The organism is Nocardia sp. NPDC041819 (genome assembly GCF_055590505.1).
The window spans coordinates 130,739-150,800 of the sequence record NZ_JBVJAP010000005.1; the positions used below are offsets into that span (position 1 = coordinate 130,739).

Here is a 20,062-nt window from a genome sequence, read left to right on the forward strand (position 1 = left end):
GCGATCAGACGCCATCGGCGGTGTATACGCCGAATTCGCTCAACAGTTTCTCCTCTTCCAGCAGCGTCTCGCGCACCTCATGGCCGAGCAGGTGCGCTACCGCGCCACACATCGCCTGGACGATCGAAGTGAAGGCGGTCATCGAACGCAACACACTCGCGCTCGACGCCTCGACATAGATGGTCTCGTGCGCGGCTGCCGCCAGCGGCGAGACCGGGGTGTCGGTCAAAGCTACGACGTGCGCGCCACGCCGGCGCGCCCACTGCGCAGCGCGGACCGTGTCCACGCTGTAGCGATGAATTGATATCGCCACGAAGCAGTCCCCCGAGCGAACGCGACGCAGTTCGTCGGTCAGCGCTCCACCGGTCCCCGTCACGGTCGCCACGTCCTCCCGCATGAGACCCAGCAGGTAGCCCAGCAGGTACGCGGGGGCGTGACATTTGCGCAGACCCATCACGTGCACGCGCGGCGCGCGCGCCAACTGGGCGACCACCGCTTCCCAAGTGGCATCCGCGATGCCGGCGAAGGAGCGGGCGATGTTCGCCCGGTCCAGGGCCACCTGGTTCTCCCGCAGGCCACCGCCGCGCGCTACCAAGTGTTCGAGGTTGTCCAAACGGCGCAGCAACTGCGCCTGTTCCTGCAGCCGCTCCTGGCACAGCCGGGCCAGACCAGGAAAACCCTTGAGCCCCATACCGCTCGCAAAGCGCACCACTGTCGCCTCGTTGACGCCGACCGCACTCGCCAGATCGGACACGGTCATGAACGCCACCGCCTCGGGATCCGACAGCACCCGCTCGGCCAGCTTCTTGTGCGAAACCGACAGCGAACCCCACCTGGCGCGGATCTCGGTCACCAGATCGTCGAACGCCACCGGACCCGTCGCCGACTCCGCACCCACCGCGCCTCCTTCATCACCTCGCCGACCAGGAATCTTTTCCAATCTATCCGCTCAACCGGACGCGCCCTCGTGTCCCGATCACCGGAATCGCCGGACCGGCCTTTCTCGATCCGGAGGAGCCTCGAACCTATGCGCTTCGGCTCACGGAACTATCCGAGTCCGACCGGCATCGCGGCAACCTGGCGTGCACCCCTGACGTGTCCGCACATCGGAATGAGCGCGATCAGCGGTGGCACCCTAGCGGCTAGCATGCTAACTTGCTAGCATCGCTCCATGGGCGAGGAAGTGAAGCAGTTCAACGTCTATCTGCCGGTCGAGCTGATCAAGCAGGTCAAGTACCGGGCGATCGAGTCGGAGATGTCATTGTCGGCGCTGGTCACCGACGCGCTGCGCGCCTACCTCGCCGACGAGCACCCGCAGTCACCGTCTGGAGAGGATCGACAATGACGACCGAGGGCATCGAGGCCGTATTCCTGGAGACCCACAACTGGGGCAGGATGGCGAAGTTCCTGCAGGGGTTGGGTTTCGCCATAGAGTTCGAGACCGATCACCATTCCGGCCAGTTCCGCAACGGCGACGGCCCATACGTCTTCGTCGCCGAGGTCCCGCCGACGCAGCAATCGCGCACCCAACTGGTGCTGAAGGTTCCGAGCTCGCGGGAATCTCCGGGCGACGGCGTGGAGATCGTCACCGGCTTCGAACCGACCCACTACGGCACCCAGGAGATGACCGTCCGCGACCCGGACGGGCGACTGTGGAGCCTGCAGGCGCCGGGCGGGGAGTGAGGCAGTGGCACACGAGACGCTCACGCCGGACAGCACCGCCGTCCGGGTGGCACTGTGGCGTGCCCTGCACGTCCTGGACGACCCGCCCCCGCACGTGTTCGACGATCTCACCGGTCTGCGCCTGGCTGCGCCCGGGGAGGGCTGGCAGCACCGGCCGGACATGGATCCGCAGACCACCGCACCCATGCGCGCGGGCATCGTGTCCCGCGCCCGCTTTTTGGAGGATCTCCTCGCCGAGCAAGCCGAGCGCGGTGTAGATCAGTACGTCGTGCTCGGCGCGGGGCTGGACACCTTCGCCCAGCGCAAGCCCGACCTCGCCGCACGGTTCACCGTGTTCGAGGTCGATCAGCCCGGACCCCAGGCGTGGAAACGGCAGCGTCTCACCGAACTCGGTTTCGACATCCCGCCGTGGCTGCGGCTGGTACCGGTCGATTTCGAGATGGAGGCGTGGTGGCGGCGGCTGATCGAGGCCGGCTTCGACCCCACTCGCCCGGCGCTGGTCGCCTCCGCCGGCGTCTCGATGTACCTCACCCGCGAGGCGAACATCGCGACGCTGCGACAACTCTCACAGCTCGCGGCGGGTTCCACTTCGGTCACGACGTTCCTGCTGCCACTCGAACTCGTCGACGCCGACGAGCAGCGACTACGCCGGTTCGCCGAAGAGGGCGCCCGCCGGTCCGGCACCCCGTTCCTCAGCTTCTTCCGGCCCGAGGAATTGGTGAAACTGGCCGAAGACGCCGGCTTCGCCGCCGTCCGGCACATCTCGTCCGCCGAGCTGACCACCCGCTACTTCGCCGACCGGACCGACGGCCTGCGGCCGGCCGAGTCGGAGCAAATCGTCATCGCGACGACTTGATCGGCACCGAGCGACCCCGGAACAGGATCGGAGTTCGAGTCGGCATTTCACAGATCCCGATGAATTCTCGAACTCCGATCCGGCGCGAACGGCACTATGTCCCGCAGCGAGCGACGGGCTCGAATTCCACCGCGCGGTGCGAGTTCGCCAACGGGTGCTGTGATCAGCTGATCTCGACTTGCGCCCCGTCGGTGAAACTGTGCCCCTTGGCGACACAGGTCACGCCTGCGCCTTTCGGCAGTCCCCCGATGCAGGTGACGCCCGCGTAACTGATGCGGGTGCCCTGATACACCTTCCCCTCCGGACGCGGCACGTCGGTGATCCACCGGCTGCCCGGACGACCGTGTGCGCCGGCCGATCCGAAAGTCGGATGCGCGGGAAGGAACGGGATGTCGATCGCGACGTCGGAGATCGGGACGATGCCCCACAGCGTATGGCCGGGCGAAAGGTCGCAGCCCACATCACCATTCGGGTGGATGGCACAGTTGGACGCCCCGAGCCACCCGGAGAAGTACACCGTGTCACCGACCATGAAATCCGCCGGATCGGCCTCGATCAGATTGGGATTGTTCACGTCCGGCGCCGCCGAGGCCACAGCGGTGCCGGTCAGCGTGACCGCCACAGCTGCGACGGCTGTGCCGAGGAATGTACGTGTGTTCATGATCACGACCTTAGACTCGTCGCACGCGAGCGCGGGTCGCGCCGATCATCATGTCCAGTTCCGCATCGCGCGTCGGCGAACAAGGGCCGAATCATTCATCTGTTGGCGAGTGCTTCGCCGCGGATCCACTGGAGCAAGGTGGGGTTGTCGTCGGTGGTGACGACGCTGACGGTGGCCCGGAGGTAACGGTCGTCGTCCAGCAGGGCCAGCATGCTCGCGGCCAGGTCCGCACGGGCGGTGAACCTGCTGTCGGCGTGGCCGTCCACGATGGTGTAGTCGGTGACCGACGGCAGGTGGTAGAGCCCGCTCGGGCGCACGATCGTCCAGTCCAGGCCGCTGGCGCGGACCAGCGCTTCCATCCGCCGCATGTCGTCGTACAGCGTCTTGCCCAGCACCCGCGTCACGTAGGGCAGCAGTATCCGGTTGAAGAGGAACCCCCCGTCGGAGTACGAGTGCGGCTCGACCCCACTCGAGCTGACCACGGCCAGCCGGCGTACCCGGTGCCGATCCATCGCGGCGACCATATTGGCCACACCGCGCGAGTAGGTGGTGATCGGTTCTTTCCCCGCGGGCACTCCGAGTGTCGACAGCACCGCGTCCCGCCCGGCCACTACGGCGTCGACGGCCGCCGGATCGAGCACGTCGGCACCGGCCACCTCGAGCCGATCATGCCGCAGCGGAAAGGAATCCGGCTGCCGGGTGACCGCGGTGACCTGATGACCGGCGTCCAGCGCCTGTCCGGTGAGCAGGCGGCCGGTAGGACCATTGGCTCCGAAGACCGTGATACGCATGACGACTGTCCTTTCCTGGTTTCCACACCTGTTGCAAACGTCCAGGAAACTGCGGGCAGCGCGCCGAGCGCCTCTACTGGCTACACGTCAGCCTTTCCGAGTAACTGGACGACCACTAGACGTCTGCGACAGCGCCCGAGTAACAGGGCGGTCCTATGACGTGCGTCACGGCACTCCCGTCCGCACAGGCGAAGGGCGATCGGCGAGGTAGCCGCACAATTCCGATGACCGGGCGGGCCCCGGCATGGATCGGTGCCGCGCAGGCTCATCGGACACGACCGCCGCTTGACCTGCCGCCTACCCAATGAGAGCATTGCTCTCTAGAACGAGCGGTAGTCACTGGAGGTAGCTATGTTCAGCACTGTCAAAGCGCTCAATGCCGTCCTGATGTTCATCCTGGAACTGAGCGTGCTGGCGAGTGCCGGATACTGGGGTTTCACCGCGAATGCGCAGTGGCCGATCAAGGTGGCGGCAGGCATCGGCGCGCCGGTGCTCCTGGGGGTGCTGTGGGGGCTGTTCGCAGCCGGCGGCGGGAGCAATGCCACCTTCCCGCTGCACGGCCCAGCTCGGATGCTCTTCGAATCGGCGTGGTTCGGCGCCGGTGCGGTGGCGCTCTACGGCGCCACTTCCCTACCACCGGCCGCCATCCTGTTCGCCTGCTATCTCGTCAACGGCGTACTGCGTCTGGCGTGGAATCAGGTGTAGTCCCGAAGGCCGGGCCATGGCCGGAATCTCTGGTGCGCTTCACAATTCGTCTGCTCTTCGATTTGGATGGTGGAACATATTCCACGAATCGCGACGAGTGGCGTGTATCACGTCGATATCGTCGCCACCAACAATTATTCGGACTTCGGGCGCAGGGGGCCAGGATGCCGGACGAGAGAATCGCCCCAACAATTTTCGATCGTCGCGATTTCCTCGCGTACGCGGCAGGTTTCGCCGCCGCCGCGAGTGTGGGGTCGGCGACGGCGCCCACCGAGGCGCAGGCACAACCGGCAGGACCGTTCGCCGCTGTCGACGCCTTCATCTTGGACACGGTTCGCGCAGTATGCGTGATGGTGTTCCCTGGGCCGGACGAGTGGTCGCGGGTGCAGGGCACGCCGCAGCCGGGCCCGGGGCCGATCGAGGTGGGTGGCGGCGAGTTCATGGTGGAACTGTTCGATCGCTACCTGGCCGCGGGTGACCAGCTGACCAGGCCGCTGGCCTCGGCGCTCGCCGCGGGATTGAACGATCTCGGCATTCCGGCACCGCTGCTGCTGGGGGTGTCTCCCGAGCAGGGCCGGACCATCGACCAGGCGCTCGGGTACGTTTACTCCGATCGGACGCTGCCGTTGTCGGTGCTGGTCGCGCTGGTACTGACCTTCGGCGCACTGCTGGTGGCGCCCGGCTCCCTGGTCGGGCCGCTCGGTTCCCCGTTCGCCCGGTTGAGCCTGCGCGACAAGTGCCGGGTGATCGAGTTGGTCGAGCGGCCGCTGCCGGAGCTCGTCTCCCTCATCGATGGCGGTCTGCCGGGGCCGTTGCGTGGCTCGGGCACCGGCTTCCTCCGGTTCGCGGGCGGAATTCTGCTGGAGGGCACGGCCTTCGGCGTGTACTCGGAGCTGGAGATGTTCGATCCGGTGACGCGCACCGTCGCGGCGCGCCCGCCGTCGTGGGACCTCACCGGCTACCGGCCGGATGGGTTGGTCGAGGGTCATCCGGATCTGATCGGTTACTACCAGGGCCGCACGGAGGTACCCGCATATGCGTGATGTCATCGTGATCGGGGCCGGTGGCGGTGGTCCCGTGGTCGCCGCGGAGCTGGCCGGGCGCGGGCTGGACGTGCTGATGCTGGAGGCGGGGCCGCGTCATGCCGCACCGCGCGAGCAGTGGTCGCACGCGGAGAACGACGCGAACAACCCCAACGACGGCTTCTTGCGGTTCGGTCCGCAAGATCGCGGCAAACCGGCTTGGTTCCGGGAGTGGGCGAACAATTTGTTCGTATGGGAACTGTCCGGTGTCGGAGGCACCACCGCTCACTATTTCGGCAATTGCCCACGGCCGTTTCCCGGCGTCTTCCAGGGTTATTCGGGCCCGGACGCGGCCGCCTATGATCGTGCGCACGAATTCCCGTTCGCCTACGAGGAGTTCGTGCCGTATCTGGAGTGGGTGGAGACAACACTTCCCGTGCAGACGGCGGCGATGGGAACCAAGGAAAGTCTCACATTCCGTGGCTGCGAGAACGTCGGCCTCCCGGTGCAGACGTCGCGCACGACCACCGAGGCCTCCTTCCGGCCGCAACAGAACGCCATCCTGCAACCGGGTGGCAACGCAGGGCGCAGCGACCGCACCGATCTGCTGACCTATCCGGCCGCCACCGGCTGCACCTTCTGCGGGCATTGCTTCCAAGGCTGCTACGAGCCGGTCCACGCCCCACGCAACTTGTTCGCCAAACGCTCGACCGACAACAGCTATGTGCCGCTGGGCTTGGCGGCCGACGCGGTGCGGCCCGGCGGCAGGCCGGTCGAGCTGCGCGCCGATTCGTTCGTGCGGGCCATCAACTGGGAGGAGCGTGGCGGTGCGGTGGTCGCGACAGGCGTCAGCTGGCGGGAGAACAGCAGCGGCGCGGAGTTCACCGAGGACGCTCGCGTGGTGGTGCTGGCGGCCGGAACGACCCAGAGCCCACGACTGTGGCTCAACAGCGGACTGCCCAACCCCAACGACTGGGTGGGGCGCGGGCACACCGACCACTTTCTCGACTGGGTCATCGGCAGTTTCGACGAGTACACCGGTAACTCCAAGGGAGCCAACTCTTCGGCCCGCATCGACTTCCCCGGTCACGGCGGCATCGAGAACGTCGGCCTCACCCCGGCGATCCAGGCTTTCACGATGTGCCTGTCCGACAGCGGGATTCGGGGCATGTACGACAACGGTCGCGGGCCGTCGGGCCCATGGGACGGGCGCGCGGGCCGCCTGATCGGCGAGGAACTGATCGAATTGCTGACCGACGGGATCGACCACCTGCTCAACTTCCTGGTTCTCACCGACGACCACGTCGAGCCCCGCAACCGGGTCACCTTGTCGCTGTTTCCCGCCGACGAGAACGGCGCGCCCGCCAAGCTCGATGTGGCACGGCGGCAGCGCAAGCCGCAGACCATCGCGAACCGGGAGTTCATGGCCGCACGCGCGGCGGAGATCATGCGCGCGGCCGGCGCCAGAAAGGTTTTCCGGATGGACTGGGCGCCACTGCTGCTGCACGTGCACTCCTCGATGCGGATGGGCGCGTCCCCCGCGAACTCGGTGCTCGACCCCGACGGGCAGGCCCGCTGGGTCCAGCGGCTGTTCATCGCGGACAATTCCGCGCTCCCCAACGCCCTCGGCGGCCCGAACCCGACCCTGTCCAGCCAGGCGCTCGCCACCCGGACCGCCGAGAAGATCTTCGGTATCTACTTCGGCGGTGACACCTGGGTCGACAAGGAGTCCCCCGTCGTCACCACCGATCCGCGCATCACGGCGCGCATGGCCCAGCTGGGGCTGTGAGACATCCGACCTTGTCGGATGGATGCGCAGTCAGACCGGGTCTGCCGCGGCGCGGATCGGAGGGCACAGATTTCCCGAGGCCGGGGCGCGCAGACCGGCCTGCTCCGCCGCTTCGGACTCGCCGCCCCACCGCAAGAGCGCGCCATCACCTTCGATTTGGGCAGCGGGCCCGGCCCGCAGGCATTGGCCCTCACTCGCCTCGGCTACGGCTCGGTGACCGCGGTCGACACCAGTACGGCACTGCTCGAAGAACTCGGTCGGCACGCGACGCGGTGCGGAGTCGCCCCTGTCGTCCATCCCGTGCACGGCGACTTGCGCGGCGCGCTGCCCAGGCTCGAGTGCCACGCGGCGGGGTGCGCGTACACCATGACGACATCGGTCCCGGAGGCCTGCGGGTGATCCATGCCGTCAGGTCCTGAGCCCGAGAGGCGCCGGAACACCGGTTCCGGCGTCGGACTCGCGGCTGGGCGCGAACGGCCAAGTCCGCGAGGCGACTGCTCGGCCTCGACGCATATGGGTTGTGCCACAGAGCCGACCGCCAGCGTTTTGGGAGGTTTCTTAGGCGCTTCGACCGACGTTGACAGCCGGTGGGGGTCGCCTTATGTTTCATCGCGCCGACACCGAATGTGCCGGTGACACAGCTGCTCCGCTGTCGTGACGAGAGGTCGTCGATGTCGGCACAATCGTTGACGAGCCACGCTCGGTTCGGCAGACATCGTGACGGTGTTCTGCGTTTCCTGAAATCCGGCATGGTGACCACCGCGCTGGTCGTCGCGATCGCGGCGCCGAGCGCGACGGCGCAGCCGAACGGACCGGAACGTACCGAGACAGCGGTCGCTTCCTCATCGCCGATCACAACCGTGGCGGAATCCGTTGTAACTCTGCGCATTCCCTTGCCGGAGTCGGTCGGGCCGCATCCACCCGCCTGCGACCGGCTGTCGTATCTGCGCTACCGGGATACCGCGGGCCCGGCCCGCTCGGCGGACGCCGACGCCGTTCTGGTGGCGCAACCGGGGATCTTCGAAGGCGCCGGCGCGTTCGACAGCGTCGCGCGCAATGCCGTTGCCGCGGCGGCGAAGCAGGGCAGGCATCTGGAGTTCTGGGCGTTGGATCGTCGCTCCAACTGCCTGGAGGACCATCTCGGCATGCGGGCCGGTCTCGCATCGCGCGACGTGCACCTCGCGATCGACTACTACTATCGCGGTGCCGATATCGACGGCCGCCGCTTCGGCGGCGTGGTGCCGAACGAGCAGCTCGGGTGGCTCGGGCGGGTCGGCGTGGCGCAAACGGTGCAGGACCAATACGATCTGCTCACCGCCGAACTGCCGGATCCGGCATCGCGCAAGCGAAAGACGCTGTGCGGTGGCCATTCCCTGGGCGGAGTGCTCACCGCGTTCTTCGCCGAATGGGATTTCGGCGGTGTGGCGGGCGCCGACCAGTGCGCCGGTTATTTCGCCCTCGACTCCTCGATAGACACCTCGCTGTCCGCCCTCAACGGCATCCCCGACATCCTCGACCTCTCCGTCGGCGGCATCGGCTCCGCCGCGGCCGAGGCCGCCCTCGACGGCGGTGTGATCCCCCGCGTACTGGCCCTGCCCGCGGTCATCAATCCGGAGACGATGAACCTGCTCGGCATCGCGGGGCTGGCCGCGTATCTCGCGCCCGACACCGAATCCGATTTGGCGACTTACGTTCCCAGCAGCCTCAACCAGGAAGCCACCTACCGTGTCCTGGTGTCGCGGAATGTGGCGGCCGCCGCCACCGGCTCGCCGTCGGTGCGCGATTTCCGGATCACCAATGCCGCCGCGCTCGGAGCGTTCCTCGACGCCAACTCTCAGCCGCTGGCGCTGTTGCAAGCCGGATTCGGCTTCTTCGACGGCGGCACCGTCGTGGACAAGGACTTCCCGCTTCCCGGTGACGTCGCCGCGGTACCCGCGCTGCGTGGCCTCACCGGCATGTTGTTCGGCCCGGACCGCAAAGCCATCCCGGATCAGCCGAACGGCCCCCTCTACACCTGGCGCGACTACGACGACCCGGCCGTGGCCGCGGGCGCGGCGGACCGCCACGGCGTACCGTTCACCGACGCCACCCATGAGGTCACCGACATCGCGGATCTCTCGCGCAGCCTGGCGGCGCAACCGCTGGACTTCACCGAGTGGTATTTCCCGATGAGACTCGCGTTCGACGTCTTCCAGTCGCAGGCACCCGAGCTCACGCGCCACCGCACGCACCCCGGCGGTATCTTCGCCAATCCGACGATCAACCTGATCGGCGGCGCCGGGGTGGTCGTCGCGGCCGGGGCGCGTGGTCACGGCGAGACGGTGACCGCCCCCGGCTACCACCACATCGACGTGCTCACCGCCGCCGCGAGACAATCCGGCGGGCAACCGGAGATCATCTCCACCAATTTGGCCCGCTTCGCCCTCGAACGCGTCGATCGGCCCTGATCCCCCGCACCCTGCCCGCAGAATCCAGCCCGCCGAAGGCGTGGCCTCAGGCGGACAGCATCTCGCTCGATACCCGCCACAACCGGGCGGCGGCGTCGGGATCGAGCGCGTACGCGGCGACCCCGTTACGGGCGCTGAGCACGCCGAGCTCGGCTTCGCCGCAGTCCTCGAAGTAGCGCCCCCCGACACCATCGAGCAAGGGCGACGTCGCGACCAGAACGGATGTGGCCGCGCCCTGCTCCGGCGTCTTCCACATCATGCGCGCCCCGCCCGCGGCAGCTCGGAGCTGCGCGAGTTCCTCGTCGGACACGTGGCGCTGCAGATTGGTGCGGATTCCGCCGGGCATCAGCGCGTTGGCCGTGATGCCCTCTTCGGCCCATCGCCGGGTCGCTTCCACGGCGAACAGCACGTTGGCCGTCTTGGACTGCCCGTAGGCAGACCACGGATCATAGGGGCGGCGCTCGAAGTGGATGTCGTCGAAGACGACCGGTGACCGATGATGCGCACTGGAACTCACCGACACGACGCGCGCACCTCCCGCCGCGGCCAGTGCCCCGTGCAGGCCGGTGGCCAGCGCGAAGTGGCCGAGGTGGTTGGTGGCGAACTGCAACTCCCAGCCCTGCGGTGTGCGCGTCAGCGGCGCGGCCATCACACCGGCGTTGTTGATCAGCATGTGCAGCGGTCCATCCCATCCGGCCACGAACGCCGCGACGGACGCCTGATCGGACAGATCGAGCGAAGCGACCAGCACCCGCTCGTTACCGGTGGTGCCGGCGATGTCGGCCGCGGTGCGTCGCCCCGCTTCGAGGTTGCGGACCGCGAGGGTCACCTCGGCACCGGCCCCGGCCAACGCGCGCGCGGTCTCGATCCCGATTCCGGACGAGCCGCCGGTGACGATGGCCCGCCGCCCGGTGAGGTCGATCCCCGCGATCACGTCCGCGGCGGTCGACTCGGAGGTGAACGGGGTGATGATTCGGTCGGTCATGACAGGTCCCATCTCGGTAGACTCGAACCGGAGGACACTCCGGTACTTCCTGTAACCGGAGGAGCCTCCGCTTTGTTCCCGGGAGGACTCGATGACATCCGCACGCCCGCTGCGCGCCGACGCGCGACGCAACCGAGACCGGTTGCTCGAGATCGCCGTGCGCGCGTTCTCCCACGAAGGACCGGAGGTCACGCTCGAAGCCATCGCCAGAGAAGCGGGCGTCGGCATCGGCACGCTCTACCGCCACTTCCCCACCCGCGAGGCGCTCATCGAGGCCGCCTACCGCAACGAACTCGCCCGGCTGTGCGATTCGGTCGACGATCTCTTGACCGCCCTCCCGCCGGACCAGGCGTTGCGCACGTGGATGGACCGTTTCGTGGACTACATGACCGCCAAACGCGGGATGGGCGACGCCCTGCGCGCACTCATCGCCTCCGGTGGCAACCCGTTCTCCGAAAGTCGCGACCGCCTGACCGCCGCGGTCACCACCCTGCTCCGTGCCGGAGCGTCGGCCGGAACGCTGCGGTCGGACGTCGCACCCGACGACGTGCTCGTCGGCCTCAGCGGCGTCTCGCTCGCCACCGAGAACGCCGAACGCCGGGAACAGGCGGGCCGCCTGCTCGACCTGCTCGTCGACGGCTTACGTCCCCGCCCCTGAGCCCCGGCCGCAGGCGGGCGGCACCGGGTGCTCACTCCGCCACAGACGCCGACCCGCTCCCGAGTCGACGGGCCTCTCCCGCTCTTGCGTCGAATGGAGTGAGCAACGCCACCACATCGGCGGCTCCCTCCCCCGCCTGAAATCCGCGTGCCGGGGTCACCCGCCACGCCTTCGGCACCGACCCCGGCAGCCCGGACACTGCACCGAGCCCCCGCATGGTTTTTCGCTGAAGTCGCCTATTTCGATCCGGGTGACCGTAATGCTGGCCGGGCCGGGGTGAGCGTGGTTTTCTCTGAGCCGATCGTCGGGTTCGAGCGAAAGGCTCTGTGATGAATGACCGTGTTATCCGGCGATTCGCCTTCCGCGCGCCGTCGGGAATCGAACGCGCGGCATCGATTACTCTTTGACGGCTCGCGCCCCCGGACGACCGATCGCAGACAGGTACGGCCTGATCTTCGGCTGACGATGGGAATCCCGTGAATCTATGGAACTACATCCGAGGGCGGGGCGAAGTTCTTGCGTTCCTCACATATCAGCATGCCTCCTTGGCGTTCCAGACGGTCTTGGTCGGAACGGTCGTCGCCGTCCTTGTCGCGGTGGCCGTATATCGGCTCCCGCTGTTGTCCGCGCTTTCGCTGACCTCCAGCCGGGTGGCGCTGACGATCCCATCGCTGGCGCTGCTTGCGATCCTGCTGGTCCCATTCGGACTGGGTGTGGTCCCGTCCTTCGTGATGCTCGCGTTCTTCGCGGCGTTGCCGGTGATCGGCAACGCGATCGTGGGTTTACGGTCGGTGCCCGCCTCGGTCGTCGAATCCGCCCGCGGGATCGGCTTTTCGCGCTGGCGCATTCTGCTGACCGTCGAATTGCCGATCGCCTGGCCGGTGATCCTCACCGGCATCAGGGTGTCCACTCAGATGATCGTGGGTGTCGCCGCCATCGTCGCCTATGTCCTCGGACCGGGCCTCGGATCGCTGATCTTCAACGGCCTTTCCCGCCTAGGCGGCGCGAACGCCCTGGAGATGGCACTGACCGGCACCATCCTCATCGTCATCATCGCGCTGGTGTTCGACGCGCTCCTCGTCCTGCTCGGACGCCTCACGATCGCAAAGGGACTGTCATGACCGACGATGTGACCAGTCAGCCCGCACCGGAGCGCAACGTCACCGGTGCGTCCATCCAGCTGGACTCGGTCGTCAAGCGCTACAAGGGCCAGCAGAAGCCTGCGGTGGAGCGTCTCGACCTGGAGATCGAGGCGGGCGAGATCGTCGCGTTCGTCGGCCCGTCCGGGTGTGGCAAGACGACCACACTGAAGATGATCAACCGGCTGATCGAGCCGACCGAGGGCCGGATCTTCATCGGCGGCCGCGACGTCACCAGGGAGGACCCCGACAAGCTGCGACAGTCGATCGGGTATGTGATCCAGTCCGGTGGCCTGTTCCCCCATTGGACGGTCGCCAAGAACGTCGGCGCCATCCCGCGGGTGCTCGGGTGGGACAAGAAGCGGATCGCCGAACGCACCGAGTACCTGCTCGATCTGGTCGGCCTCGACCCGGGCACCTTCGCCGACCGGCTGCCGAAGGACATGTCCGGCGGACAGCAGCAGCGGGTCGGCGTCGCGCGCGCGCTCGCGGCGGACCCGCCGGTATTGCTCATGGACGAGCCCTTCGGCGCGGTCGACCCGATCACCCGGGTTCGCCTGCAGGACAGCCTGATCGCGATCCAGCACGAACTCGGTAAGACCATCGTGCTGGTCACCCACGACTTCGAGGAGGCGACCAAGCTCGGCGACAAGGTGCTCATCCTGTCCGAGGGGGGTCACGTCGAGCAGTACGCGAGCCCCGAGGAGATCCTCACCGATCCGGCCACGCCGTTCGTGGAGGAGTTCGTCGGCTCCGGCGCGAAGCTGGCGTATCTGACCGTCTCCCGGGTGCGCGACGTCGCCTACGACGAGGTGATCACCGCTCGCGTCGGCGAGTCGGCGCACAGCGTGATCGAGCGCGCGAAGGCCGCAGGACAGACCTGGGTCGTCGTCGTCGACGAGGCCGGACGGCCGCGGTCGTGGCCCTCGCTCGGCGAGCTGGCGACCAAACCGGAGGTCTCCGACTACCTCGATCGGCGATTGCCCGTCGTCGCACGATCCTCGACCCTCAACGACGCGCTCGACGCCATGCTCGCCACCAGCCAGGGCGCCGCGCTCGTCACCGACGGTCGCGGCGCGGTCCTCGGCTCGCTCAGCATCGACACGGTCACGGAGGTGATCCGGAACAAGCTCGCCGAAGGGCGCGCCGACGAGGAGGACCTCTCCTACACGACCTACGTCGACGGAACCGACCCGGCGCCGACCCCGGTGGTCGCCGCCGACGACGAACCCGGATCGGCCGGGCAGTCATGAGCCGCCTGCGCCGCGTCCCGCTCGACGTGTGGTTCGAACCGATCATCATCCTCGTCATCGGCGTCGGATACGTCATCTGGTATCGCTCGACGACGTTCACGCCGACGGAGAAGGCGTCCCTCGGCTGGGCCAACCTCCAGACCACGATCCTTCAGCACGTGAAGCTGACCGTGGTGGCCACGGTGATCGTGGTGGTCGTCGCGATCCCGCTGGGCATCGCGCTGACCCGGCCCGCGTTTCAGCGGCTCGAGCCCATCGCCGTCAATGTCGCCAATGTCGGCCAGGCCGCACCAGCCGTCGGCCTGCTCGTCTTGTTCACCTTCTGGCTGGGCACCGGATTCCGCACGGCGATCGTCGGTCTCGTCGTGTACGCGGTGCTGCCGATCCTGCAGAACACGATCGTCGGGCTTCGGCAGGTCGATCAGCGCACGATCGAGGCGTCGCGGGGCATCGGTTATTCCGCTTCGCGCACCCTGTTCCAGGTCGAGCTGCCGCTCGCGGTGCCGGTGATCCTCAACGGGGTGCGCACCGCGCTGGTGATCCTGGTCGGCACCGCGACGCTGAGCACGTTCATCGGCGCGACCAGCCTCGGCACGCTGATCACGACCGGCGTAACCCTCTTCCTGCCGAAACTGCTCGTCTCCGGCGCGGTTCTGGTCGGGCTCCTGGCGTTGCTCATCGACTGGCTCGGCAGACTGGTGGAACTGGCCGCGACCCCACGGGGTATCTCATGAGATCGCCACGAGCACGAGTGGTCACGGTGCTGTCCGCGCTCGTCGTAGCCGCGATGCTCGCCGGGTGCGGCCTGGTGAGTTCCTCGGGAACCTTCCACGACGCGCGGCTGCCGGACGGGGCGCGGCCGCTGGACGGGGCGAAGCTGGTCGTCACCTCGAAGAGCTTCACCGAGGGCGTGTTGCTGGGCAAGATCACCGCGACCTACCTGGCCGCGGCTGGCGCGGACGTCACCGACCTGACCGGGGCGCCGGGTTCCGCCTCGTCTCGGCAGGCCCAGCTCAACGGTGACGCCGACGTGCTCTGGGAGTACACCGGCACCGGCTGGGTCAACTACCACAACCAGACCGAGACGATTTCGGACCCGAACGAACTCTGGCAGCGCGTCCACGACATCGAGAAGCGCGACCACGACCTGGAGTGGCTGCCGCTTGCCGAGTTCAACGACACCTACGCGTTCGGCGCGTCGACGCCGACCGCCGAACGCCTGAAGGTCCGGTCGCTGTCGGACGTGGCGGCGCTCCCCGTCCCCGATCGGACGTTCTGCGTCGACGACGAATTCTTCAGCCGCTCGGACGGTTTCATTCCGATGCTGCGGAAGTACGGAATCCCCTACAACGATCCGAACGGTGTGCCGTCCGGCAACGTCACACGGATGGACGCCGGTGTCGTCTACACGGCCACGGCCAGAAGCACCCCGTGCAATTTCGGCATGATCTACACCACCGACGGCCGGGTGAAGAACCTGAATCTGGTCGTGCTCGACGACGACGAGAAGTTCTTCTTGCCCTACAGCGGCACAGCGGTCGTGCGCGGCGCGATCATCGACCGCTATCCGCAGTTACGCACTCTGCTCGGAACGATTTCCGAGCACCTCACCGACGAACTGATGCAGGACCTGAACGGCCGCGTAGACATCGATGGCGAGGATCCGGCCGACGTCGCTTACGACTGGCTGAAGAGCGAGAAGCTGATCCGGTAGAAGGCGGTCAACCTCTTTCCACTCCCAATCTATAGCGCACCCGGGGGCTTGCGGCAAGACCCGGGTCATGCCGCAGAATCGCTGGCCGTGGCCAGAACCTGCGGAAATGGGAGTAGCGAAATTCGGTACGAAGACGAATTGCGGTCCGAGCGCAACTACGTGGCCGGGCTCTACACGCGGCTCGACGCCGAGCGCGCGCGGGTGAGAGGTCGCTACGCCGCGGCGTTGCGGGGAACCGGCGGGACGCCGATGGAACGTGATGTCGAGGTGCGCGCGCTGGCCAAGGAGGCGAAGCGGCTGGACGTGGCGGACAACGGGCTGTGTTTCGGCCGGTTGGACACCCTTTCGGGCGAACACTCCTACATCGGCCGGATCGGCATTTTCGACGAGGAGAACGAGTACGAACCGCTGTTGCTCGATTGGCGGGCCCCGGCAGCGCGCGCGTTCTACGTCGCCACCGCCGCCAGCCCGGAGAACATGCGCAGACGCCGCCAGTTCCATGCTCGCGGGCGCACAGTGGTCGATTTCACCGACGAGGTGCTCGGCCGCCCCGATGGTGGCGAGCGAGGCGACGCGGCGTTGCTCGCGGCGGTCAACGCGCCGCGCGGTACCGGCATGCGCGACATCGTGGCGACGATCCAGGCCGAGCAGGACGAGATCATCCGGCTCGACCACCCCGGTGTGCTGGTGATCGAGGGTGGCCCCGGCACCGGGAAGACGGTGGTGGCGCTGCACCGCGTCGCGTACCTGCTCTACACCCAGCGGGAGCGGATGGAACGCAACGGTGTGCTCGTGGTCGGCCCCAACCCGGCGTTCCTCGATCACATCAGCCGCGTTCTACCGTCGCTGGGTGAGACGAACGTCGTGTTCATGACCACCGGCGACCTCGTGCCCGGTCTGCGCGTCACCGCCGAGGACACCCTGGAGGCCGCCCGGCTCAAAGGCTCGCTGCGGATCCTGGACGTGCTCGCGGCAGCGGTGGCCGATCGGCAGCGGCTGCCGGAGCAGCCGCTGCCGATCGAACTGACCGACGTCACGGTGCGCATCGACGCCGAGACCGCGGAGTGGGCCAGGGAGGAAGCGCGCGCGAGCGGCCGGCCGCACAACGAGGCCCGCGCGGTGTTCCGCGAGATCGTCACCTGGGTGCTCACCGAACGAGCGATAGCCCGGATCGGCCGAGGCTGGCTGACCCGCGAGGAGCGCGAAGCATGGGAGAACCTGCGCGCCGACCTCATCGCCGAACTCGCGGACAACGACCAGTTCACCGCCGCACTCGACGAACTCTGGCCGATCCTGACGCCGGAAACTCTGTTGGCGCAGCTGTACGAGTCCCCGGAGCGCTTGACGGCGGCAGGCGCCGATGGGGCCCTGTGGCGCACCGACGGCGATGCCTGGACGGTATCGGACGTGCCGCTGCTCGACGAGTTGGTCGATCTGCTCGGCCGCGACAAGTCGGACGACCGCGCGGCAGAGCGGGAACAGCAGGCCGAGGCCGCGTACGCCGCCGGTGTGCTGGACCTCCTCGTCAGCCGTGAGGACCTGATGGACGACGAGGACCACCTGCTGGCCCAGGACATGCTCTACGGGCATGATCTGGCCGATCGCTTCCTCGAGCGCGACACTCGCGAACTCGCCGAACGCGCCGCCGCGGACCGGGACTGGACCTACCGGCACGTCGTGGTCGACGAGGCCCAGGAGCTGTCCGAAATGGACTGGCGAGTGCTGATGCGGCGCTGCCCCGGCCACTCCTTCACGGTGGTCGGTGACCTCGCCCAACGCCGGTCGGTAGCCGGAGCGACCTCGTGGCACACGATGCTCGAGCCGTACGTGCCCGGCCGCTGGGCCTATCGATCGCTGTCGGTGAACTACCGCACCCCGGCCGAGATCATGTCCGTCGCCGCCGCGCTGCTCGCCGAGTTCGCGCCTGGGGTGCAACCGCCGGAGTCGGTTCGCGCGTGCGGCGTCCAGCCGTGGTCCAGGCGGGTCACCCAGCACGAATCAGCCACGGCCATCGAGGCTTTCGTACGCGAGGAAGCCGGTCGCGAAGGTACCAGCGTCGTGATCGGGCCGCCGGATGTGCCGGGCGCGGTGGCGGCGTCGGAGACCAAAGGCCTGGAGTACGACGCCGTCCTGGTCGTGGAACCGGAACGGATCCTCGCCGAAGGACCACGCGGAGCGGCCGAGCTCTACGTCGCTCTCACCCGCGCCACCCAGCGTCTCGGCGTCCTGCACCGGGGTCCATTGCCGCGGGCCCTGACCGGGATGGCCGAATACGGCGCGGCGGGCGGCCACAACCACTACCGCCCGAGCGGAGACCTGTCGCACTCCTACCCTTCCGGGTAGAAGACGAACAGCGTGCAGCCGGTCGTGGTCGCGGGCACATGCCACGACCCGGCCGGGGCGTGCAGAAAGGTCCCGGCCGGGTAGTCGCGTGCGCCGTCGTTGAACGTGCCCGCGACCACGTAGACCTCCTCCGGGCCGGGCTCGTGGACATCGCGGCGCGGCCACGAGGTACCCGGGTCCATCTCCAGCACGTTGGCCTGTGCTCCGGAGGGGCCTTTCCAGAGGTGACGTAGCCGGATGCCGGGGAAGAGTTCGCGGACCGGGGATTCGGTGACGGAGACGGAGGTGTAGCCCTCCTGGGCGAGGATCTCGGGATGCATGCCTCCCACGGTGCCGCGTGCGGCGACGCCGGGTAAGTGTCCGGTCAGTCATCACAGGGTACTTTTTCGCCATGCATCGTGTGGTGGCCCTGGTGCGGCCGGTGCAGTCGACGTTCGAACTCGGCTGCGCCGCCGAAGTATTCGGGACCGAGCGGGCCGGTGTGCCGCAGTACTACGAGTTCGAGGTCTGCGCGGAGACGCCGGGCCCGGTCGCGACGACGTCCGGCTACGCGCTGTCGGTGTCGCGGGGACTCTCGGCACTGGCCTGCGCGGACACCGTGCTCATCCCCGGCTGGGCGCCGGTGGACGCACCGCTGCCCGACCGCGTGCGCCGCGCGTTGCTGCGGGCGCACGCTCGCGGGGCGCGGCTCGTCACGATCTGCTCCGGGGTGTTCGCGCTGGCCCGCACGGGGTTGCTGGACGGGCGTTCGGCGACAACGCACTGGGCCCGCGCCGCCCAGCTGGCACGGGAGTTTCCCGAGGTTCGCGTGGAACCGGATGTGCTCTACGTGGACCACGGCGATGTCGCCACGAGCGCCGGTGCGGGCGCGGGTATCGACCTGTGCCTGCACTTGGTCCGGCGCGACCACGGCGCCGCCCACGCCGCGCTCATCGCGCGGCACATGGTGATGCCCCCGCACCGCGAAGGCGGCCAGGTACAGTACGCGCCGCCACCACCGCCCGCCGACGCGCTGGACGGCCTCCTCGAATGGGCCGGAGCGCGCCTGGCAACACCGCTGTCGGTGGGCGATCTGGCCGCGCATCTCAGCGTCTCGCCCCGCACGCTTGCCCGGCGCTTCGCCGAACAGCTCGGCACGAGCCCGGGCGCATGGCTGCTGTCGCGCCGGGTGGCCGAGGCGCGCCTCCTGCTGGAGGAAACCGACCTGCCGGTGGAGGCGATCGCGGCGCGCGTCGGCCTCACCTCGGCGGTGAATCTGCGCCGCCGCTTCCGCGCCCAGGTGGGCACCACCCCGGGCGCCTACCGGCGCGCGTTCCGAAGCCCGTAGAACCCCGCGGACGGCGCGGTGGAGGCAGCCTCACCCAGCCGGGCGCTCGCTCGCGGGCAGCCGGCAGCCCACGGTCGCGGTGATCGTCATCGACCGGGTGTCGGCGAAGACCGACAGCTCGGTGTTGCTGTCCCATTCCGCGCCATCGGCCCCCTCGAACGTGACGTGCCGGTCCGGCGAGGAACTGTCGCCGGGCAGGATATCCGTCGCACCCACCGACGCGGCCAGCGCGCGGGCCGTCTCCTGAAACCCCGGCCACGCTCCTTCGGGCAGCGAGCCGTCGGCTCGGTAGCGCGGCAGGACGACTCGCCTGCCGCCGGTGTGCTCATAGGGGCCGTAACAAGGGCCCAGAGCTCGCTCCTCGCTGCGGGTCCACCGCAGCGCCGGTTCGATCGCCGAGGCAGCGGCCGCGATCTGCTCGACCACCGCCGCCACCTGCTGCTCCGTTACCTCCGAAGACGGCAAGGCGGCCAATTCGGCTGTCGCCGTTGCGATCTCCTCGGCCGACGGCGGCGGGGCCGGCTCACCGAGCAGGGTGGCGCATCCGCCCGTCGAAACCACCACCGCGAGTGCGGCGGACCAGCGCAGTGCGACGGCCGACCTGCGCAGTCCGGTCATCGTCGCCTCCCGCCGTCCCCGCGGCCACACATCGTGAGCGCGCTTTTGCCGTAATCGTATTCTCTCGCGAT

The 20,062-nt window shown here is 68.2% G+C and carries 21 protein-coding genes; 15 read left to right on the forward strand and 6 right to left on the reverse strand.

Features of this window, described 5'->3' with window-relative positions; genetic code table 11:
* Nucleotides 1-4: 4 nt before the first annotated feature.
* On the reverse strand, nucleotides 5-898 hold the full coding sequence (locus ACZ6DL_RS17535) for a MurR/RpiR family transcriptional regulator (protein WP_466052227.1): 894 nt from the start codon (nucleotides 896-898) through the stop codon (nucleotides 5-7).
* Between the two features lie 273 nt (nucleotides 899-1,171).
* On the opposite strand from ACZ6DL_RS17535, the gene ACZ6DL_RS17540 reads away from it, so the two are divergent.
* From ACZ6DL_RS17540 to ACZ6DL_RS17550, 3 genes are read left to right on the forward strand one after another with little or no spacing between them, the layout of a single operon-like run.
* Nucleotides 1,172-1,345, forward strand: a complete 174-nt coding sequence (locus ACZ6DL_RS17540; RefSeq protein ID WP_062970169.1) for a ribbon-helix-helix domain-containing protein — start codon at nucleotides 1,172-1,174, stop codon at nucleotides 1,343-1,345.
* Nucleotides 1,342-1,683 (forward strand): VOC family protein, encoded by a 342-nt coding sequence (locus tag ACZ6DL_RS17545; RefSeq protein ID WP_466052230.1) that lies wholly within the window; start codon nucleotides 1,342-1,344, stop codon nucleotides 1,681-1,683. Before ACZ6DL_RS17540 ends, ACZ6DL_RS17545 begins: the two co-directional genes overlap by 4 nt.
* Nucleotides 1,684-1,687: 4 nt before the next feature.
* Nucleotides 1,688-2,539 carry a class I SAM-dependent methyltransferase gene (locus ACZ6DL_RS17550; RefSeq protein ID WP_466052232.1) on the forward strand — a complete coding sequence of 284 codons (852 nt, stop codon included), beginning with the start codon at nucleotides 1,688-1,690 and terminating at the stop codon, nucleotides 2,537-2,539.
* A 163-nt stretch (nucleotides 2,540-2,702) separates the two neighbouring features.
* On the opposite strand, the gene ACZ6DL_RS17555 is transcribed toward ACZ6DL_RS17550, so the two are convergent.
* Together ACZ6DL_RS17555 and ACZ6DL_RS17560 are read right to left on the reverse strand one after the other, a co-directional pair.
* Complete coding sequence (locus tag ACZ6DL_RS17555) at nucleotides 2,703-3,200, reverse strand: hypothetical protein (RefSeq protein WP_466052233.1); 498 nt, start codon at nucleotides 3,198-3,200, stop codon at nucleotides 2,703-2,705.
* Nucleotides 3,201-3,295: 95 nt separating this feature from the next.
* Nucleotides 3,296-3,991 carry an NAD(P)-dependent oxidoreductase gene (locus tag ACZ6DL_RS17560; protein ID WP_466052235.1) on the reverse strand — a complete coding sequence of 232 codons (696 nt, stop codon included), beginning with the start codon at nucleotides 3,989-3,991 and terminating at the stop codon, nucleotides 3,296-3,298.
* A gap of 351 nt (nucleotides 3,992-4,342) precedes the next feature.
* Between ACZ6DL_RS17560 and ACZ6DL_RS17565 the strand changes: the two genes are divergently transcribed.
* The 5 genes from ACZ6DL_RS17565 (at nucleotide 4,343) to ACZ6DL_RS17585 (ending at nucleotide 9,954) form a co-directional block, all read left to right on the forward strand.
* A complete protein-coding gene (locus ACZ6DL_RS17565; protein ID WP_466052237.1) occupies nucleotides 4,343-4,696 on the forward strand; it encodes a YrdB family protein in 354 nt (117 codons plus the stop codon).
* Nucleotides 4,697-4,860: 164 nt separating this feature from the next.
* Nucleotides 4,861-5,739 (forward strand): hypothetical protein, encoded by an 879-nt coding sequence (locus ACZ6DL_RS17570; protein WP_466052239.1) that lies wholly within the window; start codon nucleotides 4,861-4,863, stop codon nucleotides 5,737-5,739.
* Nucleotides 5,732-7,507 (forward strand): GMC oxidoreductase, encoded by a 1,776-nt coding sequence (locus ACZ6DL_RS17575; protein ID WP_466052241.1) that lies wholly within the window; start codon nucleotides 5,732-5,734, stop codon nucleotides 7,505-7,507. Before ACZ6DL_RS17570 ends, ACZ6DL_RS17575 begins: the two co-directional genes overlap by 8 nt.
* An 18-nt stretch (nucleotides 7,508-7,525) precedes the next feature.
* The gene (locus ACZ6DL_RS17580; RefSeq protein WP_466052243.1) at nucleotides 7,526-7,906 is read left to right on the forward strand and encodes a class I SAM-dependent methyltransferase; all 381 of its coding nucleotides are present in this window, start codon (nucleotides 7,526-7,528) and stop codon (nucleotides 7,904-7,906) included.
* Between the two features lie 272 nt (nucleotides 7,907-8,178).
* The gene (locus ACZ6DL_RS17585) at nucleotides 8,179-9,954 is read left to right on the forward strand and encodes a hypothetical protein (RefSeq protein WP_466052245.1); all 1,776 of its coding nucleotides are present in this window, start codon (nucleotides 8,179-8,181) and stop codon (nucleotides 9,952-9,954) included.
* A gap of 46 nt (nucleotides 9,955-10,000) precedes the next feature.
* On the opposite strand, the gene ACZ6DL_RS17590 is transcribed toward ACZ6DL_RS17585, so the two are convergent.
* Nucleotides 10,001-10,939: an SDR family NAD(P)-dependent oxidoreductase gene (locus tag ACZ6DL_RS17590; protein ID WP_466052247.1), complete on the reverse strand. Its 939-nt coding sequence runs from the start codon at nucleotides 10,937-10,939 to the stop codon at nucleotides 10,001-10,003.
* 91 nt (nucleotides 10,940-11,030) lie between these two features.
* Here ACZ6DL_RS17590 and ACZ6DL_RS17595 point away from each other — a divergent pair, with 91 nt between their 5' ends.
* The 6 genes from ACZ6DL_RS17595 to helR all read left to right on the forward strand — a co-directional run bounded on the left by ACZ6DL_RS17595 (nucleotide 11,031) and on the right by helR (nucleotide 18,046).
* Nucleotides 11,031-11,597, forward strand: a complete 567-nt coding sequence (locus ACZ6DL_RS17595) for a TetR/AcrR family transcriptional regulator (protein WP_466052248.1) — start codon at nucleotides 11,031-11,033, stop codon at nucleotides 11,595-11,597.
* A gap of 476 nt (nucleotides 11,598-12,073) precedes the next feature.
* A complete protein-coding gene (locus ACZ6DL_RS17600) occupies nucleotides 12,074-12,718 on the forward strand; it encodes an ABC transporter permease (protein WP_062970155.1) in 645 nt (214 codons plus the stop codon).
* The gene (locus ACZ6DL_RS17605; RefSeq protein WP_466052251.1) at nucleotides 12,715-13,989 is read left to right on the forward strand and encodes an ATP-binding cassette domain-containing protein; all 1,275 of its coding nucleotides are present in this window, start codon (nucleotides 12,715-12,717) and stop codon (nucleotides 13,987-13,989) included. The genes ACZ6DL_RS17600 and ACZ6DL_RS17605 overlap by 4 nt, the downstream gene beginning before the upstream one ends.
* Complete coding sequence (locus ACZ6DL_RS17610; RefSeq protein WP_466052253.1) at nucleotides 13,986-14,723, forward strand: ABC transporter permease; 738 nt, start codon at nucleotides 13,986-13,988, stop codon at nucleotides 14,721-14,723. The genes ACZ6DL_RS17605 and ACZ6DL_RS17610 overlap by 4 nt, the downstream gene beginning before the upstream one ends.
* Complete coding sequence (locus ACZ6DL_RS17615; protein ID WP_466052255.1) at nucleotides 14,720-15,703, forward strand: glycine betaine ABC transporter substrate-binding protein; 984 nt, start codon at nucleotides 14,720-14,722, stop codon at nucleotides 15,701-15,703. Before ACZ6DL_RS17610 ends, ACZ6DL_RS17615 begins: the two co-directional genes overlap by 4 nt.
* 120 nt (nucleotides 15,704-15,823) lie before the next feature.
* The gene (gene helR / locus ACZ6DL_RS17620; protein WP_466052684.1) at nucleotides 15,824-18,046 is read left to right on the forward strand and encodes an RNA polymerase recycling motor ATPase HelR; all 2,223 of its coding nucleotides are present in this window, start codon (nucleotides 15,824-15,826) and stop codon (nucleotides 18,044-18,046) included.
* Here helR and ACZ6DL_RS17625 read toward each other — a convergent pair.
* Complete coding sequence (locus ACZ6DL_RS17625) at nucleotides 18,031-18,366, reverse strand: cupin domain-containing protein (protein WP_040872161.1); 336 nt, start codon at nucleotides 18,364-18,366, stop codon at nucleotides 18,031-18,033. The genes helR and ACZ6DL_RS17625 overlap by 16 nt on opposite strands.
* Nucleotides 18,367-18,437: 71 nt before the next feature.
* Here ACZ6DL_RS17625 and ACZ6DL_RS17630 point away from each other — a divergent pair, with 71 nt between their 5' ends.
* Entirely contained in the window at nucleotides 18,438-19,373 is a 936-nt protein-coding gene (locus ACZ6DL_RS17630; RefSeq protein ID WP_466052258.1) for a GlxA family transcriptional regulator, read from the forward strand.
* Between the two features lie 30 nt (nucleotides 19,374-19,403).
* On the opposite strand, the gene ACZ6DL_RS17635 is transcribed toward ACZ6DL_RS17630, so the two are convergent.
* Nucleotides 19,404-19,991: an LppA family lipoprotein gene (locus ACZ6DL_RS17635; RefSeq protein ID WP_466052260.1), complete on the reverse strand. Its 588-nt coding sequence runs from the start codon at nucleotides 19,989-19,991 to the stop codon at nucleotides 19,404-19,406.
* Nucleotides 19,992-20,062 lie beyond the last annotated feature (71 nt).